General features: G+C 56.7%; 16 protein-coding genes. 10 read left to right on the top strand and 6 right to left on the bottom strand.

Annotation, left to right across the window (positions count from 1 at the left end; all coding sequences use genetic code 11):
• Nucleotides 1-191: 191 nt before the first annotated feature.
• From HY010_01295 to HY010_01275, 5 genes are all read left to right on the top strand, one after another.
• Nucleotides 192-3,290, top strand: a complete 3,099-nt coding sequence (locus HY010_01295) for a glycosyl hydrolase (protein ID MBI3474337.1) — start codon at nucleotides 192-194, stop codon at nucleotides 3,288-3,290.
• Between the two features lie 496 nt (nucleotides 3,291-3,786).
• Entirely contained in the window at nucleotides 3,787-5,073 is a 1,287-nt protein-coding gene (locus tag HY010_01290) for a hypothetical protein (protein MBI3474336.1), read from the top strand.
• A gap of 14 nt (nucleotides 5,074-5,087) precedes the next feature.
• Nucleotides 5,088-6,032, top strand: coding sequence for a zinc ABC transporter substrate-binding protein (locus HY010_01285; protein MBI3474335.1), 945 nt, complete (start codon nucleotides 5,088-5,090; stop codon nucleotides 6,030-6,032).
• A 44-nt stretch (nucleotides 6,033-6,076) separates the two neighbouring features.
• Nucleotides 6,077-6,964, top strand: a complete 888-nt coding sequence (locus HY010_01280) for a metal ABC transporter permease (protein MBI3474334.1) — start codon at nucleotides 6,077-6,079, stop codon at nucleotides 6,962-6,964.
• 67 nt (nucleotides 6,965-7,031) lie between these two features.
• Complete coding sequence (locus tag HY010_01275; protein MBI3474333.1) at nucleotides 7,032-8,426, top strand: serine hydrolase; 1,395 nt, start codon at nucleotides 7,032-7,034, stop codon at nucleotides 8,424-8,426.
• Nucleotides 8,427-8,475: 49 nt separating this feature from the next.
• Here the strand turns inward: HY010_01275 and HY010_01270 are convergent, their stop codons facing one another.
• Both HY010_01270 and HY010_01265 read right to left on the bottom strand, forming a co-directional pair.
• On the bottom strand, nucleotides 8,476-8,988 hold the full coding sequence (locus tag HY010_01270; protein MBI3474332.1) for a hypothetical protein: 513 nt from the start codon (nucleotides 8,986-8,988) through the stop codon (nucleotides 8,476-8,478).
• 36 nt (nucleotides 8,989-9,024) lie between these two features.
• Nucleotides 9,025-9,336: a YtxH domain-containing protein gene (locus HY010_01265; protein MBI3474331.1), complete on the bottom strand. Its 312-nt coding sequence runs from the start codon at nucleotides 9,334-9,336 to the stop codon at nucleotides 9,025-9,027.
• A 312-nt stretch (nucleotides 9,337-9,648) separates the two neighbouring features.
• On the opposite strand from HY010_01265, the gene HY010_01260 reads away from it, so the two are divergent.
• The 4 genes from HY010_01260 to HY010_01245 all read left to right on the top strand — a co-directional run bounded on the left by HY010_01260 (nucleotide 9,649) and on the right by HY010_01245 (nucleotide 11,856).
• On the top strand, nucleotides 9,649-9,867 hold the full coding sequence (locus HY010_01260; GenBank protein ID MBI3474330.1) for a hypothetical protein: 219 nt from the start codon (nucleotides 9,649-9,651) through the stop codon (nucleotides 9,865-9,867).
• A 217-nt stretch (nucleotides 9,868-10,084) separates the two neighbouring features.
• Nucleotides 10,085-10,789 carry a hypothetical protein gene (locus HY010_01255; GenBank protein MBI3474329.1) on the top strand — a complete coding sequence of 235 codons (705 nt, stop codon included), beginning with the start codon at nucleotides 10,085-10,087 and terminating at the stop codon, nucleotides 10,787-10,789.
• Between the two features lie 111 nt (nucleotides 10,790-10,900).
• Complete coding sequence (locus HY010_01250) at nucleotides 10,901-11,545, top strand: outer membrane beta-barrel protein (GenBank protein ID MBI3474328.1); 645 nt, start codon at nucleotides 10,901-10,903, stop codon at nucleotides 11,543-11,545.
• A gap of 41 nt (nucleotides 11,546-11,586) precedes the next feature.
• Nucleotides 11,587-11,856, top strand: coding sequence for a DUF2277 domain-containing protein (locus tag HY010_01245; GenBank protein ID MBI3474327.1), 270 nt, complete (start codon nucleotides 11,587-11,589; stop codon nucleotides 11,854-11,856).
• Nucleotides 11,857-12,009: 153 nt separating this feature from the next.
• On the opposite strand, the gene HY010_01240 is transcribed toward HY010_01245, so the two are convergent.
• On the bottom strand, nucleotides 12,010-12,474 hold the full coding sequence (locus HY010_01240; GenBank protein MBI3474326.1) for a VOC family protein: 465 nt from the start codon (nucleotides 12,472-12,474) through the stop codon (nucleotides 12,010-12,012).
• A gap of 150 nt (nucleotides 12,475-12,624) precedes the next feature.
• On the opposite strand from HY010_01240, the gene HY010_01235 reads away from it, so the two are divergent.
• Nucleotides 12,625-12,870, top strand: coding sequence for a pentapeptide MXKDX repeat protein (locus tag HY010_01235; protein ID MBI3474325.1), 246 nt, complete (start codon nucleotides 12,625-12,627; stop codon nucleotides 12,868-12,870).
• A gap of 106 nt (nucleotides 12,871-12,976) precedes the next feature.
• On the opposite strand, the gene HY010_01230 is transcribed toward HY010_01235, so the two are convergent.
• The 3 genes from HY010_01230 to HY010_01220 are packed head-to-tail and all read right to left on the bottom strand — an operon-like array spanning nucleotide 12,977 to nucleotide 14,912.
• On the bottom strand, nucleotides 12,977-13,522 hold the full coding sequence (locus HY010_01230; protein MBI3474324.1) for a zf-HC2 domain-containing protein: 546 nt from the start codon (nucleotides 13,520-13,522) through the stop codon (nucleotides 12,977-12,979).
• Nucleotides 13,516-14,172 carry a sigma-70 family RNA polymerase sigma factor gene (locus HY010_01225; protein MBI3474323.1) on the bottom strand — a complete coding sequence of 219 codons (657 nt, stop codon included), beginning with the start codon at nucleotides 14,170-14,172 and terminating at the stop codon, nucleotides 13,516-13,518. Before HY010_01225 ends, HY010_01230 begins: the two co-directional genes overlap by 7 nt.
• Nucleotides 14,173-14,213: 41 nt before the next feature.
• Entirely contained in the window at nucleotides 14,214-14,912 is a 699-nt protein-coding gene (locus HY010_01220; GenBank protein MBI3474322.1) for a cytochrome b/b6 domain-containing protein, read from the bottom strand.
• Nucleotides 14,913-14,936: the final 24 nt, after the last annotated feature.

Raw genomic sequence — 14,936 nt, 5'->3', positions numbered from 1 at the left:
CCATGATGCAGCGGCTTGGTTTTCGTTTCGCGAGTTTGGGACTGTTGCTGGTGACATGCGTTTCATCGGTTGTCGGGCAGCAAAAAGAGAGAAATCGGAATCAGCAACCGATCACGAACACACCTCCGCAGGCGCAAGCCGAGCCGGCCGATGCATCCAAGAAGAATGAAGGCGACCCGCTGTTCAAGGGGATGAAGTACCGCGCGATTGGTCCATTTCGTGGCGGGCGGTCGCTGACTGCGTCGGGTATTCCGGGGGATCCGACGACATATTATTTTGGCGCGACGGGCGGCGGCGTGTGGAAATCCACTGACGGCGCGACCAGTTGGTCGTCGATCTTGGACAAAGATGCGGCGCCTTCCATCGGGAGCCTCTCCGTGGCCCAATCGGATCCGAACGTCATCTATGTCGGAACGGGCGAAGCTTGCATTCGGGGAAACATTTCTGACGGCAATGGCGTGTGGAAATCTCTTGATGCGGGCAAGACCTGGAAGAGCGTCGGGCTGAAAGATTCTCGCGCCATCGGAAAGGTGATCGTAAATCCTCGCAACCCGGATGTTGTTTTTGTGGCAGCGCTCGGACATCCCTTCGGCCCCAATACAGAGCGTGGAGTCTTCCGCTCGATGGATGGCGGAAAGTCCTGGGACAAAGTTCTCTACAAGGACGAGAATACTGGCGCCATCGATATCGCGTTCGATCCGAACAACGCGAACATTCTATTTGCGTCGCTGTGGGAAACGCGGCGTACGCCCTGGAGCCTCTCCAGTGGCGGTCCCGGCAGCGGACTGTATCGCTCGACGGATGGCGGTACGACCTGGAAAAAACTGGAATCGCATGGCTTGCCGAAGGGGCCGTATGGCCGCATCGGATTGGCAGTGGCAGCGAACTCCGATCGCGTTTACGCAATTGTGGAAGCGAAGGAAGGCGGACTCTACCGCTCTGACGATGGTGGAGACAGTTGGACGCTGGTGAACGGCAACCATAGCCTGTATCAACGGCCGTGGTACTACATGCATGTGGTCGCCGATCCGCAGGACGCAGAGACGGTGTACATCATGGACGTGGAGTTCTTCCGGTCCACGGATGGGGGGCGCACGTTCAACAAGATCAAAGTCCCGCACGGCGACAATCACGGATTGTGGATCGATCCGAAAAATTCGCGGCGCATGATCGCCAGCAACGATGGCGGCGCGACCGTGAGCCTGGATGGCGGCAAGACATGGACGCGCCAGGACAACCAGCCGACCGCGCAGTTTTATCACGTGATCACCGACACGGGTGATCCCTATCGCGTGTACGGCGCGCAGCAGGACAATTCCACTATCTCAATCTTGAGCCGCAGCGATGATGGTGAAATCGGGAGCAAGGATTGGTTTCCGGTCGGAGGTGGGGAGGCGGGATACATTGTGCCGTACCCGCCCGATCCCAACATCGTCTACGCAGGCGACTATGAGGGCAACATTACTCGCTTCGATAAGCGTACCGGGCACGTGAAGAATATTGCTGTGTGGCCTGACTTGTCAGACGCGCGCGGGGCTGCGAATCTCGAGCACCGCTTTCAATGGACGGCGCCAATCGTGATTTCGCCGCAGGACCCGAACACGATCTACTACGGCGGCGAGCGCGTCTTCAAAACCACGGACGGTGGCATGCGATGGGAAGCAATCAGCCCCGACCTGACGCGGAACGACAAGACGAAACAGCAGCCTTCGGGTGGGCCGATCACGATCGACGACACTGGAACTGAATATTACGACACGGTGTTCTCGATTGCGGCGTCGCCTCTGACCAAGGGTTTGATCTGGGCAGGGACGGATGACGGATTGATTCACGTGACCCAGGATGAAGGGAAGACGTGGACCAACGTCACTCCAAAAGACTTGCCGGAATGGAGCAAGGTCAGCTTGATCGAAGCGTCTCCGCGGGATGCGGGAAAGGCGTACGTCGCCATCGATCGTCACCAGAATGACGATCTGCATCCCTACATCTACAGAACCAGCGACTATGGCAAGACGTGGAGTCGCATCGTAACAGGCATTCCAGACACAGCATTCGTACGAGCGGTGCGCGAGGATCCGAAAAAGAGTGGACTGTTATATGCCGGAACCGAACGAGGCGTATTTGTTTCGTTCGACGATGGCGCGCAGTGGCGGTCGATGCAATTGAACCTCCCGACGGCGCCCATTCACGATCTGGTCGTGAAGAACGACGACCTCGTACTCGCCACTCACGGACGCTCGTTCTGGATATTGGATGACGTTGGGCCCCTGCGCCAGTTTGCAGACCCGGTGGGGAGTGAAGATGTGCACCTCTACCAGCCTTCGACCGCATTTCGCCGGAGAATTCCTGCCAGTGAAGAGGGGCCGAGATCAGCTTTCTCGGGGCACAATCCACCCAGCGGCGCGGTGATTTACTTCTATCTGAAACAGGCGCCGAAGCAGGAAGTGAAACTTGAAATCCTGGATGCGGCAGGCAAGGTGATTCGGGACTTCTCCAATCAGAAGATTGAATTGCCCGATGAACCGCTCGATCCGGACGACAAGAAGCCGGAGAAGCAGATTAAGTCCGAAGCAGGGCTGAATCGGTTTGTGTGGGATCTGCGCTATGAAGGAGCGCACCGCGTTCCGGGCTATTACCTCTGGGAATACAACGAAGGGGCGCGCGGTCCGTTCGCGTTGCCGGGCAAGTATCAGGTGCGCTTGACAGCGGATGGCAAGAGTTCAACGGTTCCACTGGAACTGAAGATCGATCCGCGGGTGAGTACATCGCAAGCGGATTTGGAAAAACAATTCCAGTTGTTAATGGATGTGCGCGGACAACTGAATCGAGTCTATGACGCAGTCAACCAGATTGAAGATGTTCGCGATCAGTTGACGCGAATTGAGAAACGATTGGGGCCGGCGGATTCCTACAAGAACCTGGTCGACGCCGCGAATGGACTGGATGCGAAGCTGATTTCGGTGCGCGATCCTCTGATCAACCTCAGGATCAGCGCCAATGAAGATTCGCTGAGCTATCCTCCGGGGCTGGATGGACGGCTGGCTTTCCTTTCGATGTCGGTGACGGGCGCGTCGGACTCGGCGCCCACCGAATCACAGAGCCAGTTGTTTGAGCGCCTGAAGAAGGAAACAGAACAATTGCTGGGACACTGGGACGATGTGCGCAACAAGGAAATCGCGGCGTTTCAGAAGCTTGCAGCCGAGCAGTCCGTCCACGCCGTGCAGGTTCCGGACGGGAAAAGCGAACGTGTCCAGGGAACGAGCAAGGCGTCCTCGGCGGACGAAGACTAGCACTGATTACCTCGGCGGCAGGGCCGGTCGATCCGTCGCATGGTAGAATCCGGCTTAAGTCAGGACTCTCGAGCGACTACTCGAAGGTTCGCGGCATCTGACTGAGAGAGTAATGATTCTGTCCGCCCGACAAACTTTACGGTGCAACGCGCTACTGATGACGCTTGTAGGCATAGTGTGCCTGGCGTTGATCGTACAAGGGGCACATGTGTGTCCACCGTCGGAGCGTGCTTCGTCGGGGCTGCAGGCGTCGTTTTCGTTGTCTACGCCGGTCTGTCCCGTGTGCGCGGTGTCTCAGACGTTGCTGCTGACGCTGCTGCTGATTCTTTTCTCTCTCGTCCCGACCCGCTCGCGCACGCTGCTGATTTCTGAGCAGGTACGTCCAGTTATGCGTCGTTTGCGGCTGGATCTGCGGGCTCCTCCCGTTTTCTAAGGCTTCCCAGTTCTGGGTTGTAAGTCTTAATTCTGCCAATTTCCATTTTTATAGGAGTTTGTCATGAAGCCTTGGATCGGTTTCTGTTTATTCGCATTGTTGGCGTCAGGGATGGCGCTTGGGCAGCAGGGAAGCACGGCATCCGCGGACGATACGGCCGCACTGCAACAGAAGATTCGTGATCTGGAAGATCGTCTGATCGCGCTCGAAGGACAGATGCGCACACTGAAGGCGCAAGGCGGGCAGGCAGCTGCGGTTGCGCCGTCGCCTGTCCCCGGCTCAACCGAGACAACAGCATCCACGGAAAGTGCTCCGGTGGCGAGTGTGGCGCCTGAACCGGTGAGTCTGGGCGGAGCGGGCGGTTCGGCGGCCAAGGCCCTGAATCCGGATATCAGCATGATTGGCGACTTCGTCGCTTTTGCAGGCGGCAACTCCATTCGTCCATCTCCTTCGCTGGAGATGCATGAGTCCGAACTGGGCGTGCAGGCGGTGATCGATCCGTACGCGAAGGGAGATTTCTTCCTGACCTTCGGCGAGCAGGGTGTGAATGTGGAAGAGGGATTCATCACCTTCACGGCGCTTCCGGAGAGCTTTGTTGCACGAGTCGGCAAGATGCGGTCGGCGTTCGGCAAGGTAAATGGAATGCACAATCACGTGCTGCCGTTTGTCGATCGTCCTCTGGTCACGCAGAACCTCGTGGGCGGGGAAGATGGCATCGATGATGCCGGAATTTCTGTCGAGCGCATCATCCCATTTCCCAAAGGCATCTTCCTCTCGGCTACGGGGCAGGTATTTCGCGGGGATTCGGGCGATGGAGAGGAACTGGTGTTCCAGTCGCATAAGAAGGGCGATATCAGCACAGTGGCGCACCTGCGGGGATACAAGGATCTGAACGAGTCGACGAACCTGGAACTGGGTGCGTCCTATGCTCGCGGACACAACGAATTGGGCAGCGATTTCATTACGAGTTTGTATGGAATGGATGCAACGCTGCGCTGGAAGCCTCTGCGGCGGGCAATTTACAACTCGTTCGTGGCGCGAAGTGAATTCATATGGAGCCAGCGTCATGACCTACTCACCGAGCAGCGTGCATTTGGAATGTACGCATCCGGCGAGTATCAGTTCAAGCGGCGATGGTTTGTGGGCGGACGCTACGATTGGTCAGACCGCGCACGGGCCGCTAATCTCACTGATACAGGCGGATCGGCGATCCTGACGTACTGGCCAAGCGAGTTCAGCCAGATTCGCGGACAGTATCGTTTCACCGATTACGCAGGCGGTCACAAGTCGAACGAATTCCTGATGCAGTTGCTGTTCTCACTAGGCGCGCATGGCGCGCATCCGTTTTAGGTTGAGGAGATTTTATGAATAAGGCGATTTCGAACGCTGGATTGTTACTTTTTGTGGCGGCAGTGCTCGTGGCGGGCCTGATTTCTCCAGGCACCGCTGCGGCGAAGAAGCTCAACGTCGTGACGGCTACGACTGATCTGGCGGCGCTGGTCCAGGAAGTCGGCGGTGACAAGATCAACGTGGAAGCGATGGCGAAGGGCTATCAGGATCCGCACTTTGTCGAGGCCAAGCCGAGCTTTCTGTTGAAACTACGACAGGCGGATTTGCTGGTGGTGGTGGGACTGCAATTGGAGATTGGCTGGCTGCCGCCGCTGATTGCGCAGAGCGGCAATTCACGGATTCAACCGGGTGCAGGCGGATATCTGGACGCTTCGCAATTTTCGGCGATCCTGGAAATTCCGCAAGGTTCGATCACGCGCGCGATGGGCGATGTGCATCCGCTCGGGAACCCGCACTACTGGCTCGATCCGGATAATGGACGACGTGTGGCCAAGGGCTTCGCTGCGAAATTTGCGGAACTCGATCCGAAAGATGCGGGCTACTTTCAGCAGCGCTTTCAGGATTTCGACCGCAGGCTGACGGAAGCGGAGAAGAAGTGGGACGCCGATATGAAACCGTATCGGGGACGGAAGGTAGTCACCTATCACAACTCCGCGCCGAACTTTGCCAAACACTTTGGATTGGATGTGGTGGGATTTGTGGAGCCTCGCCCCGGTATTCCTCCGACTCCAAGCCACACTTTTGAATTGAGCAACATGATGAAACGCGATCATGTGAAGGTCATCATGGTGGAACCGTATTTTGATCGTAAGACGCCCGATTCGATTGCACGTCAAACCGAAGGAACGGTAGTGGAATATATGCCGTCGGTAGGTGGAGTGAAAGAGATCACAAACTATTTTCAGCTCTTCGATTACGATATCGCTTTGCTGGTGAAGGCTTTTCAGGCGAATCCGTAGCGCGAAGGCAGCGAGACAAGATTCGAAAGTTCGTAAGGAGAAGCATGGACATACTTCCTTTTTTGATCTGGCCGTTTATTGCCAGTTTGATCCTCACCGGGATCCACGCATATCTGGGCGTACATGTGGTCGAGCGCGGGGTCATTTTTGTTGACCTGGCGTTGGCGCAGATCGCCGCGTTGGGCGCGACCATTGCGATCCTGGCGGGAATGGATCCGCACGGACGCGGCGCCTATTTTCTTAGCCTTGGGTTTACGTTCCTTGGGGCCGGGATTTTTGCGTTCGCACGGACGCGGCGAGGGCACATTCCGCAAGAGGCGTTCATCGGCATCGCGTATGCGGTGGCTTCGGCAACTGCGATCCTAGCCATGAGCAAGGCGACGGGCGAAACCGAGCACCTCAAGGACATGCTGGTCGGCAACATCCTGGCTGTGTCCAAGGCCGAAGTGCTGAAGACGGCGGTGCTCTACGGGGCAGTCGGCATCTTTCATTATTTCTTCCGCAAAAAGTTTCTGCTGATCTCGACCGATATGCCGAAAGCCGAAGCGAGCGGGATGAACATCCGGCTGTGGGACTTTCTGTTCTACGCGTCGTTTGGATTTGTCGTGACTTCGTCGGTGGCGATTGCGGGCGTATTGCTGGTTTTCTGCTATCTGATCGTACCGTCGGTCGGTGCCATGTTGTTCGCTGACAGAATTGGCAGGCGGCTGGCAATCGGATGGACCATGGGTACACTTGTCTCCGCGCTGGGCGTTTATTTCTCAGTGCTGATGGATCTGCCGACGGGCGCGACCATCGTATGCACGTTTGGCGGTGTTCTGATCTTGATGTTCTTTATCCACTTGATATTTTTCCACGGCGATCGGGCCCACAATTTGGAAGGGGCCAGTTCGGCGGATCGTACGAAGGAAGGCGTGCTGGCCCGGCACTGAGCCATGTTCCCAACTGGCGATGTAGACAGTGGCGGGTTAGAATCCGTTGATTCGGACCGGCACACTCATGATCAGTGGAATTCTGCGGAGTATTGGGATCGAAATTGCGGTTGCGGCGATTCTCCTTGCAAGCGTGGCCTCGGGCCAGAAGCAGGCGGCACGCCCGGTAGCGGAACGTCTTGACGCGTATGTCCGTTCCTTTGCTGAGAGCGGTAACTTTACCGGCGTGGTGCTGGTCGCTCGCAAGGGGCAAGTGCTCTTTCGCCAGGCTTACGGGATGGCGAACTACGAGTTGCGGGTCGCGAATTCTCCTTCAACCCGTTTTCATATCGCATCGGTCTCCAAGCCATTCACCGCGATCGCAATCCTCCAACTCGAGGAGCAGGGACGACTCAGCGTAAGCGATCCGGTGGCGCGCTTCATCCCGGATTTCCCCAACGGTGACAAGATTCGTCTGGATCATTTGCTCACGCACACCTCGGGGATTCCGAACGTCAACGATCTTCCCGATTACGATCTGTTCGCGCGCAGTCCGCATACGGTTGAGCAACTGGTTGCGAAGTTCTCGGGAGTGCAGCTCGATTTTCAACCCGGAAGCGATTATCACTACAGCAATTCCAACTACAACCTGCTCGCGCTGATCCTGGAGAAAATTACGGGAGAGCGTTACGGGGACTATGTGCGAAGGCACATTCTAGAGCCAGCGGGAATGAAAGACTCCGGGCACGATGGAGACGCTTTACAGCTGATTGCCAATGCGGCGACGGGCTATCAACCGGCGGGGAGTATTGGCTACGAGAAAGTACCGTATCTCGATTGGACAAACAAAACGGGGAACGGTTCGCTGTACTCCACGGTGGACGATCTCTACCGCTTCGATCGTGCACTCAATACGGACACCTTGCTGAAGGCGGCCACCCGCCAGAAGTATTTTGTCGAGGGTAAGGGGAACCGGTTCGGCTGGTTTCAGCGGAAGCGGGCGGGCCGCCGTGTGATGTCGGCCAATGGCCGCAGTCCCGGCTTCACTGCGGTATTGGATCGCTATCCGGACGATGACGTCACCGTGATTGTGCTCAGCAATAGTTATGCGACGATGTCGCAGGACCCGATCGCGCCTGCCTTGGGAGCGATTGTTTTTGGAGAACAGCGGGAAAGACCCCCGGTCTTCGCGGCGGCGAGGATCTCACCCGGAAACTTGGCCGCTTACGCAGGGCAGTATCAGTATGGGCCAGATTACTTTGTCCCCAACGGCAAGTTCACGCTCGCGGTAGACGGTGATGCCTTGCTTCTGGAACTTGGAACCTTCCGGACGCCACTGGTTCCAGTTTCTGCGACGGAATTCCTCGAGAGAAATTTTCTAGGGCGGGTGGTGTTCAATGTCGGGGCAGGGAAGAAAGTGGAAAGCCTGACCTACCGGTATGCAGGGAAAGATTTCGTGGCGCGACGTTTAGAGGGGAAGTGACAGTGTAGAGAATGAGACGCGGCAAGCCGCGTCTCTACAGGCAGATTCGTTAGATAAACATCTCGTCTTGCGGTACGCCCATGCCGTTGCGCGGCCCGCGGCGTTTCTGGCCGAAGAATACTTCGAATCCCGTGCTGACCGCGCTCATCAGGCCAGAGACCTGGCGTAGCGGCGACATCACGGTTTTGTGCACGACCTCGGTGGTGTCTTCCACTTTGTCCATGGTGCGGTTGAGAAGTTCATCGGCGCGGATCACCTGCAGTCGAGTGCGGTCGAGGATGTCGCTGAGCGTGGCATCGAGGCGCCCGAGTTGGACGCGCATGATGGTGGTTGAATCAGCGGCGTTGGCGGCCAACGTTTCGATCTTCGGACGCAACTCGACGAGCATGCTTTGCGCGGTTTCGAGGGTCGGCAGGGTTTTCGCTGCAACCTCAGTGGCGAGCGCGTCCATGCGAGCGGCGCTCTTGCGCACCGCGAGATAGAGGGCGACCAGGATCCCAGACTGAATGACCACAGCGAACGAGGTCAGCGCAATAAACACTTTAAGTAGATTGTCATCCATGAGCACTTTCACCGGGACAACTGTCCTTCCGTCTGATTACTCTCCACTGGTCGGTTCGGTCGCAACGCTGGTCTTGTCGCGATAGGCCTGACGGCTGGCTTCGTACGCAGACCGAAGTTGTTCTTTCTGCTGTGTGACGACGTCACGGCCGCGTTCCATCCAGTCTTCCGCCTGTTCGCGGGCTTTGCGAGCGTGATGGCGAACCTTTTCCTGTCCTTCTTGCGCTTTGGCGAGCAACGCTTCACGGGTCTCGTCACCGGAGCGGGGGGCATACAGAACACCCACGACAGCGCCAATACCCAAGCCTGCCAGGAACCATACAAAACTGTTGCTGTCACGATCGGACATGAAATTCCTCCTCGTTCTCTTTCTCTACCAGACCTTAATTGGATGGTAGCACCGGGCTATGTGAAAGACAATTTCACGGTATGCGAATAAGAAATCGACCGTATTTCAGGTTGGGAAACAGGCTGCACGGGTATCCAAATCGGGATTCTGGCGACGAAGTGTTGTCACAAACATTTGTAATCAACATCACTGACCGGCCGTGGGCAAACGGACTACTTTCGGACAACGCTGGCGATGGTGCGAGTCTTCCTTCGGGGTACGATACTTGCGGGAATCGTCGTCCACGCCGCGGAAAGCCCCTGGGAGCGTGCCATGGAAGAGGTTTATCCTCCTGACCGCCGGTATGCAAATTTGGTCGAAACCCCAACTCTTACTGACCAGGAGGTCCTGGAGCGGGCGATCACCAAACTCGTCTTGCTGGGCAAGCAAGTGGGCGTCAGCGCCGAGCAGATGATCGATATGCTCGAATCCGGTCTCAGCGTGGTGGAACTGGTCGAGTACCTGGCCGCGCGGACCAGCCCGTCGTCCTGAAACCCGTGGATCGGGTCGGTTGATCCGAAAACGCAGGCAAACCTCGTCCCGACCATTTGCTAAGCAGCAAGGCTTTCGTTAGCCTGATCGGATGCCAATTAGCCCTCGTCTCATCACCCAGGCTCCCAAGTGCCTTCTGAACCCAAAATGTGTGTTTCAGCCCTTGTTGGAATTTTCGGTTCCTCACACTGGTCAGGCTGCGTGGGGGTGGCTCGTCATGTCCACCTGCACGATCCTGCTGGGCTGCGCCGTCGCGAGTGCGCAACAGCCTGCTCCGGCACAGAATCCCCCCGACGCTCCATCCGCCACGCGGAGCGCACAAACATCCCGGCGCAACACGCCGAAGGGCGTGTTCGAGACGATCAACCGGAAGTCTCTATTCTTTCCAGATATTGCCACCAGCGAGGACCGGCTATCCACGGGAGATAAATTCAAGTTGTTTGTCGACAATAGTGCGTCGTTTTCGGCGATCTTTGGCTCGGCATTTAGCGCGGGGATTGGCCAGATCGAATATTATCCGCATGGCTACCCGCAGGGCCCAGAAGGATACGGAAAGCGCTTTGGCGCTTCCATGGCCCGCAATGCGTCCAATGAATTTTTTGGAACCTTCATCCTGGCGTCGGCGCTGCACGAGGACCCGCGCTTCTTCCCGGAAGCCGATCCAACCCTGGGCAGCAGTATCAAGTATGCGGTGAAGCGCATCTTCGTTACACGGAATGACGATGGAAACGAAACGGCCAACTGGTCGGGTTTGCTGGGGCCTGCGATGGGCGAGGGCCTGGCGAATGCCTACTGGCCTGAAGGGGAACGGACCGTGGGCAAGACATTCCAACGCTATGGGACAGACATCGCCAGCCGCGCAGGAATGAATTTCTTCCGTAACTATTGGCCGGTGATTTTTAAGAAACTGCGTAGACACTAGATGATCGCCGAAAACTCGAAGCGATCACCCGCTTACGAGACCGGGTTACCGCATCCAAGAGATGAGAAGGCGTTGGATTCAGAAACGAACTGTTGCATCAGGAGATTACGATTGCGTAACAGACTGCTTGTGTTCGGAATTTTGTTTGGAATGGGAATCACGGCCGCATCGGCGCAAATTTTTAATCGCTTCAATTTCAATGTGGGCGGCGGATACGGTCACGCCCTGGGCGACGTTGGCAAAGTGACCGACGCCTCCTACAACGGGGTAGCGGGCGCGGGATGGAATTTCAGTCGTGCGTTTGGAGTAAAAGCGGAGTACATGTACTACAACCTGTCCTTTCAAAACGGCGTGAAGTCGCAACAGAGCCTGCCGGATGCGACGGGACGTGTGCATGCTGCGACGTTAAACTTTTTCTATAACGTTCCTGTGCAGGGCAAAGTGGGAGTGTATGCAATTGGGGGTGCGGGTTGGTATCAACGGAACCTGGAGGCGCGGACGCAAGACTTGCCGGGAGGCGCCGTTTGTCAGCCTGCGTGGCAGTTGTGGGGCATCGTGTGCAAAAACGGCCTCACCGACGGAGCTCAGGTCCTTTCAGGAAATACCGTGAGCGGTGGGGGGTATAACTTCGGAGGTGGGCTCACCTATCGCTTGAACAAGTCCACCAAAGTTTATGTGGAAGGACGCTACCATCACGCCAATACCAGCGATCGTCGCACAACCCTGTTCCCGGTGACGGTGGGGTTGCGCTGGTAGGCACGGAGATGCGCCCAGCCGCGCCTCTAAGGTGAATTCATATGTGCAGGAATATCAAGAATCTTTTCAATTTCGATCCGCCCGTGACGGACGAAGAGGTGCGCGCGGCATCGCTGCAGTTTGTCCGAAAGATCAGCGGTTTCAACAAGCCTTCCAAGGCGAACGAGTTGGCATTTCAAAATGCCATCGAGGAGATTGCGGGAGTGTCAAACCGGCTGCTGCGTTCGTTGGAGACCATCGCGCCTCCGAAAAATCGCGAAGAAGAAGCAGCGAAGGCAAAAGCGCGGGCTGCGGAGAGATTCGGGGCATGAGCATTTGGCGCACGCATTCGTAGTACTTCTCGGGGCCTGAAGCCCTGTCAATTAGATAACTGACGCGGCCCTGAAGGGCCGCTCTTCCACGTCGATTCCCGCAAGGCAATTCAACTGCAGACGATTCTTGCCGGTGCGTCCTCTCGGTGACGCCTAGTAGCTGCCGTCGTTGACTTCGATCCAATAGCCATCGGGGTCTTGCAGGTAAATCTGTCGGACGCCGTCGGGCCGGACGGTAACCTTGTCATCTCCCTTGAAACTGCGATATTTCACATTCATCTTGTCGAGACGGGCGATGAAGTCGGCCAACGATTGGACTCGAAAAGCAAAATGAATGTCGATCGGCTGCGCTGACAGTTCCGTCGCGCCACTGATAACGTGCAGTTGGCTGTGGTCCCCGACTCGAAACCAGACGTGACGCCCGTCCTTGAATGGTTCCGCGATTTTTTCGAGGCCGATGACTTTTTCGTAGAACTCGGCGCTCTTGGCGAGATCGCGGACGTGAATCGCGTCGTGATCAAACTCGGGCGGTTTCGCGGGCGCGCTGGATTGCGCAAAGAGCAACGGTGCGGCGAGAAGAACGGCTGAAAGCAGAGAGGCAGCCACAGTGACATTCATAGCCCGGAATCTTACAACGAGGGAGTTGCTGGCTGCCGAAAAATTCTTTTGAAAGAGGAATCTTGCCGTAACTTTGCAGATGGTCGGGCATCCCATGAATGCGGCGGGAATAGGCCGCCGCAAAATCAATCGAGAGCCGTGGGAGGAATAATGAAGAGAGTAATCGGCAAACTGGTGGCGATGTGTTTCCTGACGTTGTCCATGGCGGCATTCGCACAGTCGGGCGATGCCATGAAGCAAGACGAAATGAAGCACGACGAGATGAAAAAAGACGACCAGATGAAGCACGACGACATGAAGAAGGACAAGAAGTCCAAGAAAACCAAGCACGACAAGATGAAGAAAGACGACATGAAGAAGGATGAAATGAAGAAAGACGACGCGATGAAGCACTAATCGCGAGGGATCGATGGTAGTGGCGAGGTTCGCCTCGCCAATTCTGAACAGGGAGACGCGGCAAGCCGCGTCTTTTTTTGTGCGAGAAAGAAGACTTCTTAGCGGGTTAGCTCTTGAGGTATTGCCGCAGGCATCGAACACAGGGGACGAAGCCCTGCTGCTGTGCATCTCGGGCCGCGACGCTCCGGAGGTTTTTCCGATCGTGGATAAACGTGCAGGCGGCGAGATGGAAAATCTTTCCTTTGTCGGAGACCACCACCATCAACTCGGGAGGAATGGCGCTCCCGGACTGCGCGTGCTCCGAACGCGGCTGGCGTTTGCCGAGAGCCGAAGAACTTGCCAACTCGACAGCCCCGACGGTGACCACGGCGGCTGCGGCCGCGACCATCCATCCCATGAAGCTCCTTCTTGTGGCTCTTCCAGGCATATTTTCCTCCAGACGGCGGTGCAGGCGTTGGCTGTAGCCCAGGGGCACTTCGATCATACGTTCATCTCCGTACAGTTGGACTACGTTGCGTGTGCCATCCAGGACGGCGGCGCAGTGCTGGCACCCGCGGATGTGTTCTTCGATGGCGGCGCGCAATTCCGGACTAACCTCGCCTTCCAGGTAGTTCGAAATTTCCGGCCAGACGTCCTGGCAGCGCATCACCATGGCTTATTCCCTTTTGCGAATGACAATTTGCTACTCCAGTTGGCGTCCAGCGCCGGGGAGAGCAGGTCGCGCAGCATGAGACGTGCCCGCAGCAGACGGGTCTTTACTGATGCGGTTGAAATCCCGAGCGCTTTGGCGGTCTCCTCGATGCTCAGCGCATTCATATCGCGGGCCACGAACACTTCGCGATACTTGTCTCCCAGTAAAGAGAGCGCATGCGTGAGTTTTTCCCGGATTTCCTTTCGTTCCAATGTTTCGGATGGAATCTCGCGCCAGTCCGCAAAATCACGGGGCACGTAATTTCCATGATCGTCCTGCTGGTCGACGATCGCTTCCATGAGGTGGACGTGCTGCTTGCGTTTCCGCATCCGGGCCTCGTTGAGCGTGATCTGAGTCAGCCAGGTGCTGAATTTTGCTTCGGCGCGAAACTGCCGGATATGTTTGAAAGCCTTCAGCACTGCCTCCTGGGCTGCGTCTTCAGCGTCCGCTTCGTTGCGTAAAATGGCAAAGGCGGTGGCGTAGATCCGGCGCTCGTAAGGCCGGATCAGTTCGTAGAAGAGATCGTGTTCGCCGTCCCGGATGCGTTGGATCAGCGTCTCTTCGTCTGATTGCCGGGTATCCTCTCCCGGCTTGTTGCCCTCGTCAGCCATCAATCCTCAACGCGATCTTGCATGCCATATGGTGCCGCTGGTTACTTGCTGGAGGGATAATCCGGATCTTCTTTCCATCCGATCAGCATGGAGACGAAGTTACCCCATCCGTGAAGTACGACCATGACGAGATGGCCGAATACAAAGGCCAGAATCGCCCACATGGTCAGGAAATGCCATATGCGGGCGAGGTGGAATCCGCCCATGAGCCAGGCCAGCCAGGAAAACTGCACCGGTTTCCACACGGCGATTCCAGTTAGTACCGAGAGGATGCCGAGTCCGATCGCTGACGTGTAGGCATGCTTCTGGAGCGAGTTGTAGGGTTCCTTCTGTGCGGGTTTCGGGCCAAAGAAAAAATAGTGGCGAACCATCGGCCAGACTCCCGGCACATCGCGCGGTCCAAATAGAACTTGACGATAGTTTCCGCTGAAGACCTGGTACCCGAGATACAGCAGACCAGTTGCCATGTAGATCCACACAAAGGTCAGATGCCATTGCAAGGCGCCACCCAGCCATCCGCCGATCGCAAACGACTTTGGCCAGTTGAGGAGATCCTTTTGTGGGATCTTCGCGCCGAGGCTGGGAAAGGCACGAAAGATTTGCAGGCCGCTGCCTACCATCACGAAGAGCGCGACCGTATTTACCCAGTGGGTCAGGCGGACGATGTAGTGATGCTCATAGACAGCTTCGGTGACCTTGCCAGTCTTCACATCCTCGACTTCCAGCGCGCGGGTTGCCATGTTTACCTGCTTTTAACGAATCTG

It is taken from the genome of Acidobacteriota bacterium, from assembly GCA_016196065.1.
GTDB lineage: Bacteria > Acidobacteriota > Terriglobia > Terriglobales > Acidobacteriaceae > Acidiflorens.
The sequence above is the reverse complement of the archived record's forward strand: the minus strand, read 5'-3'. Positions and strand labels throughout refer to the sequence as shown.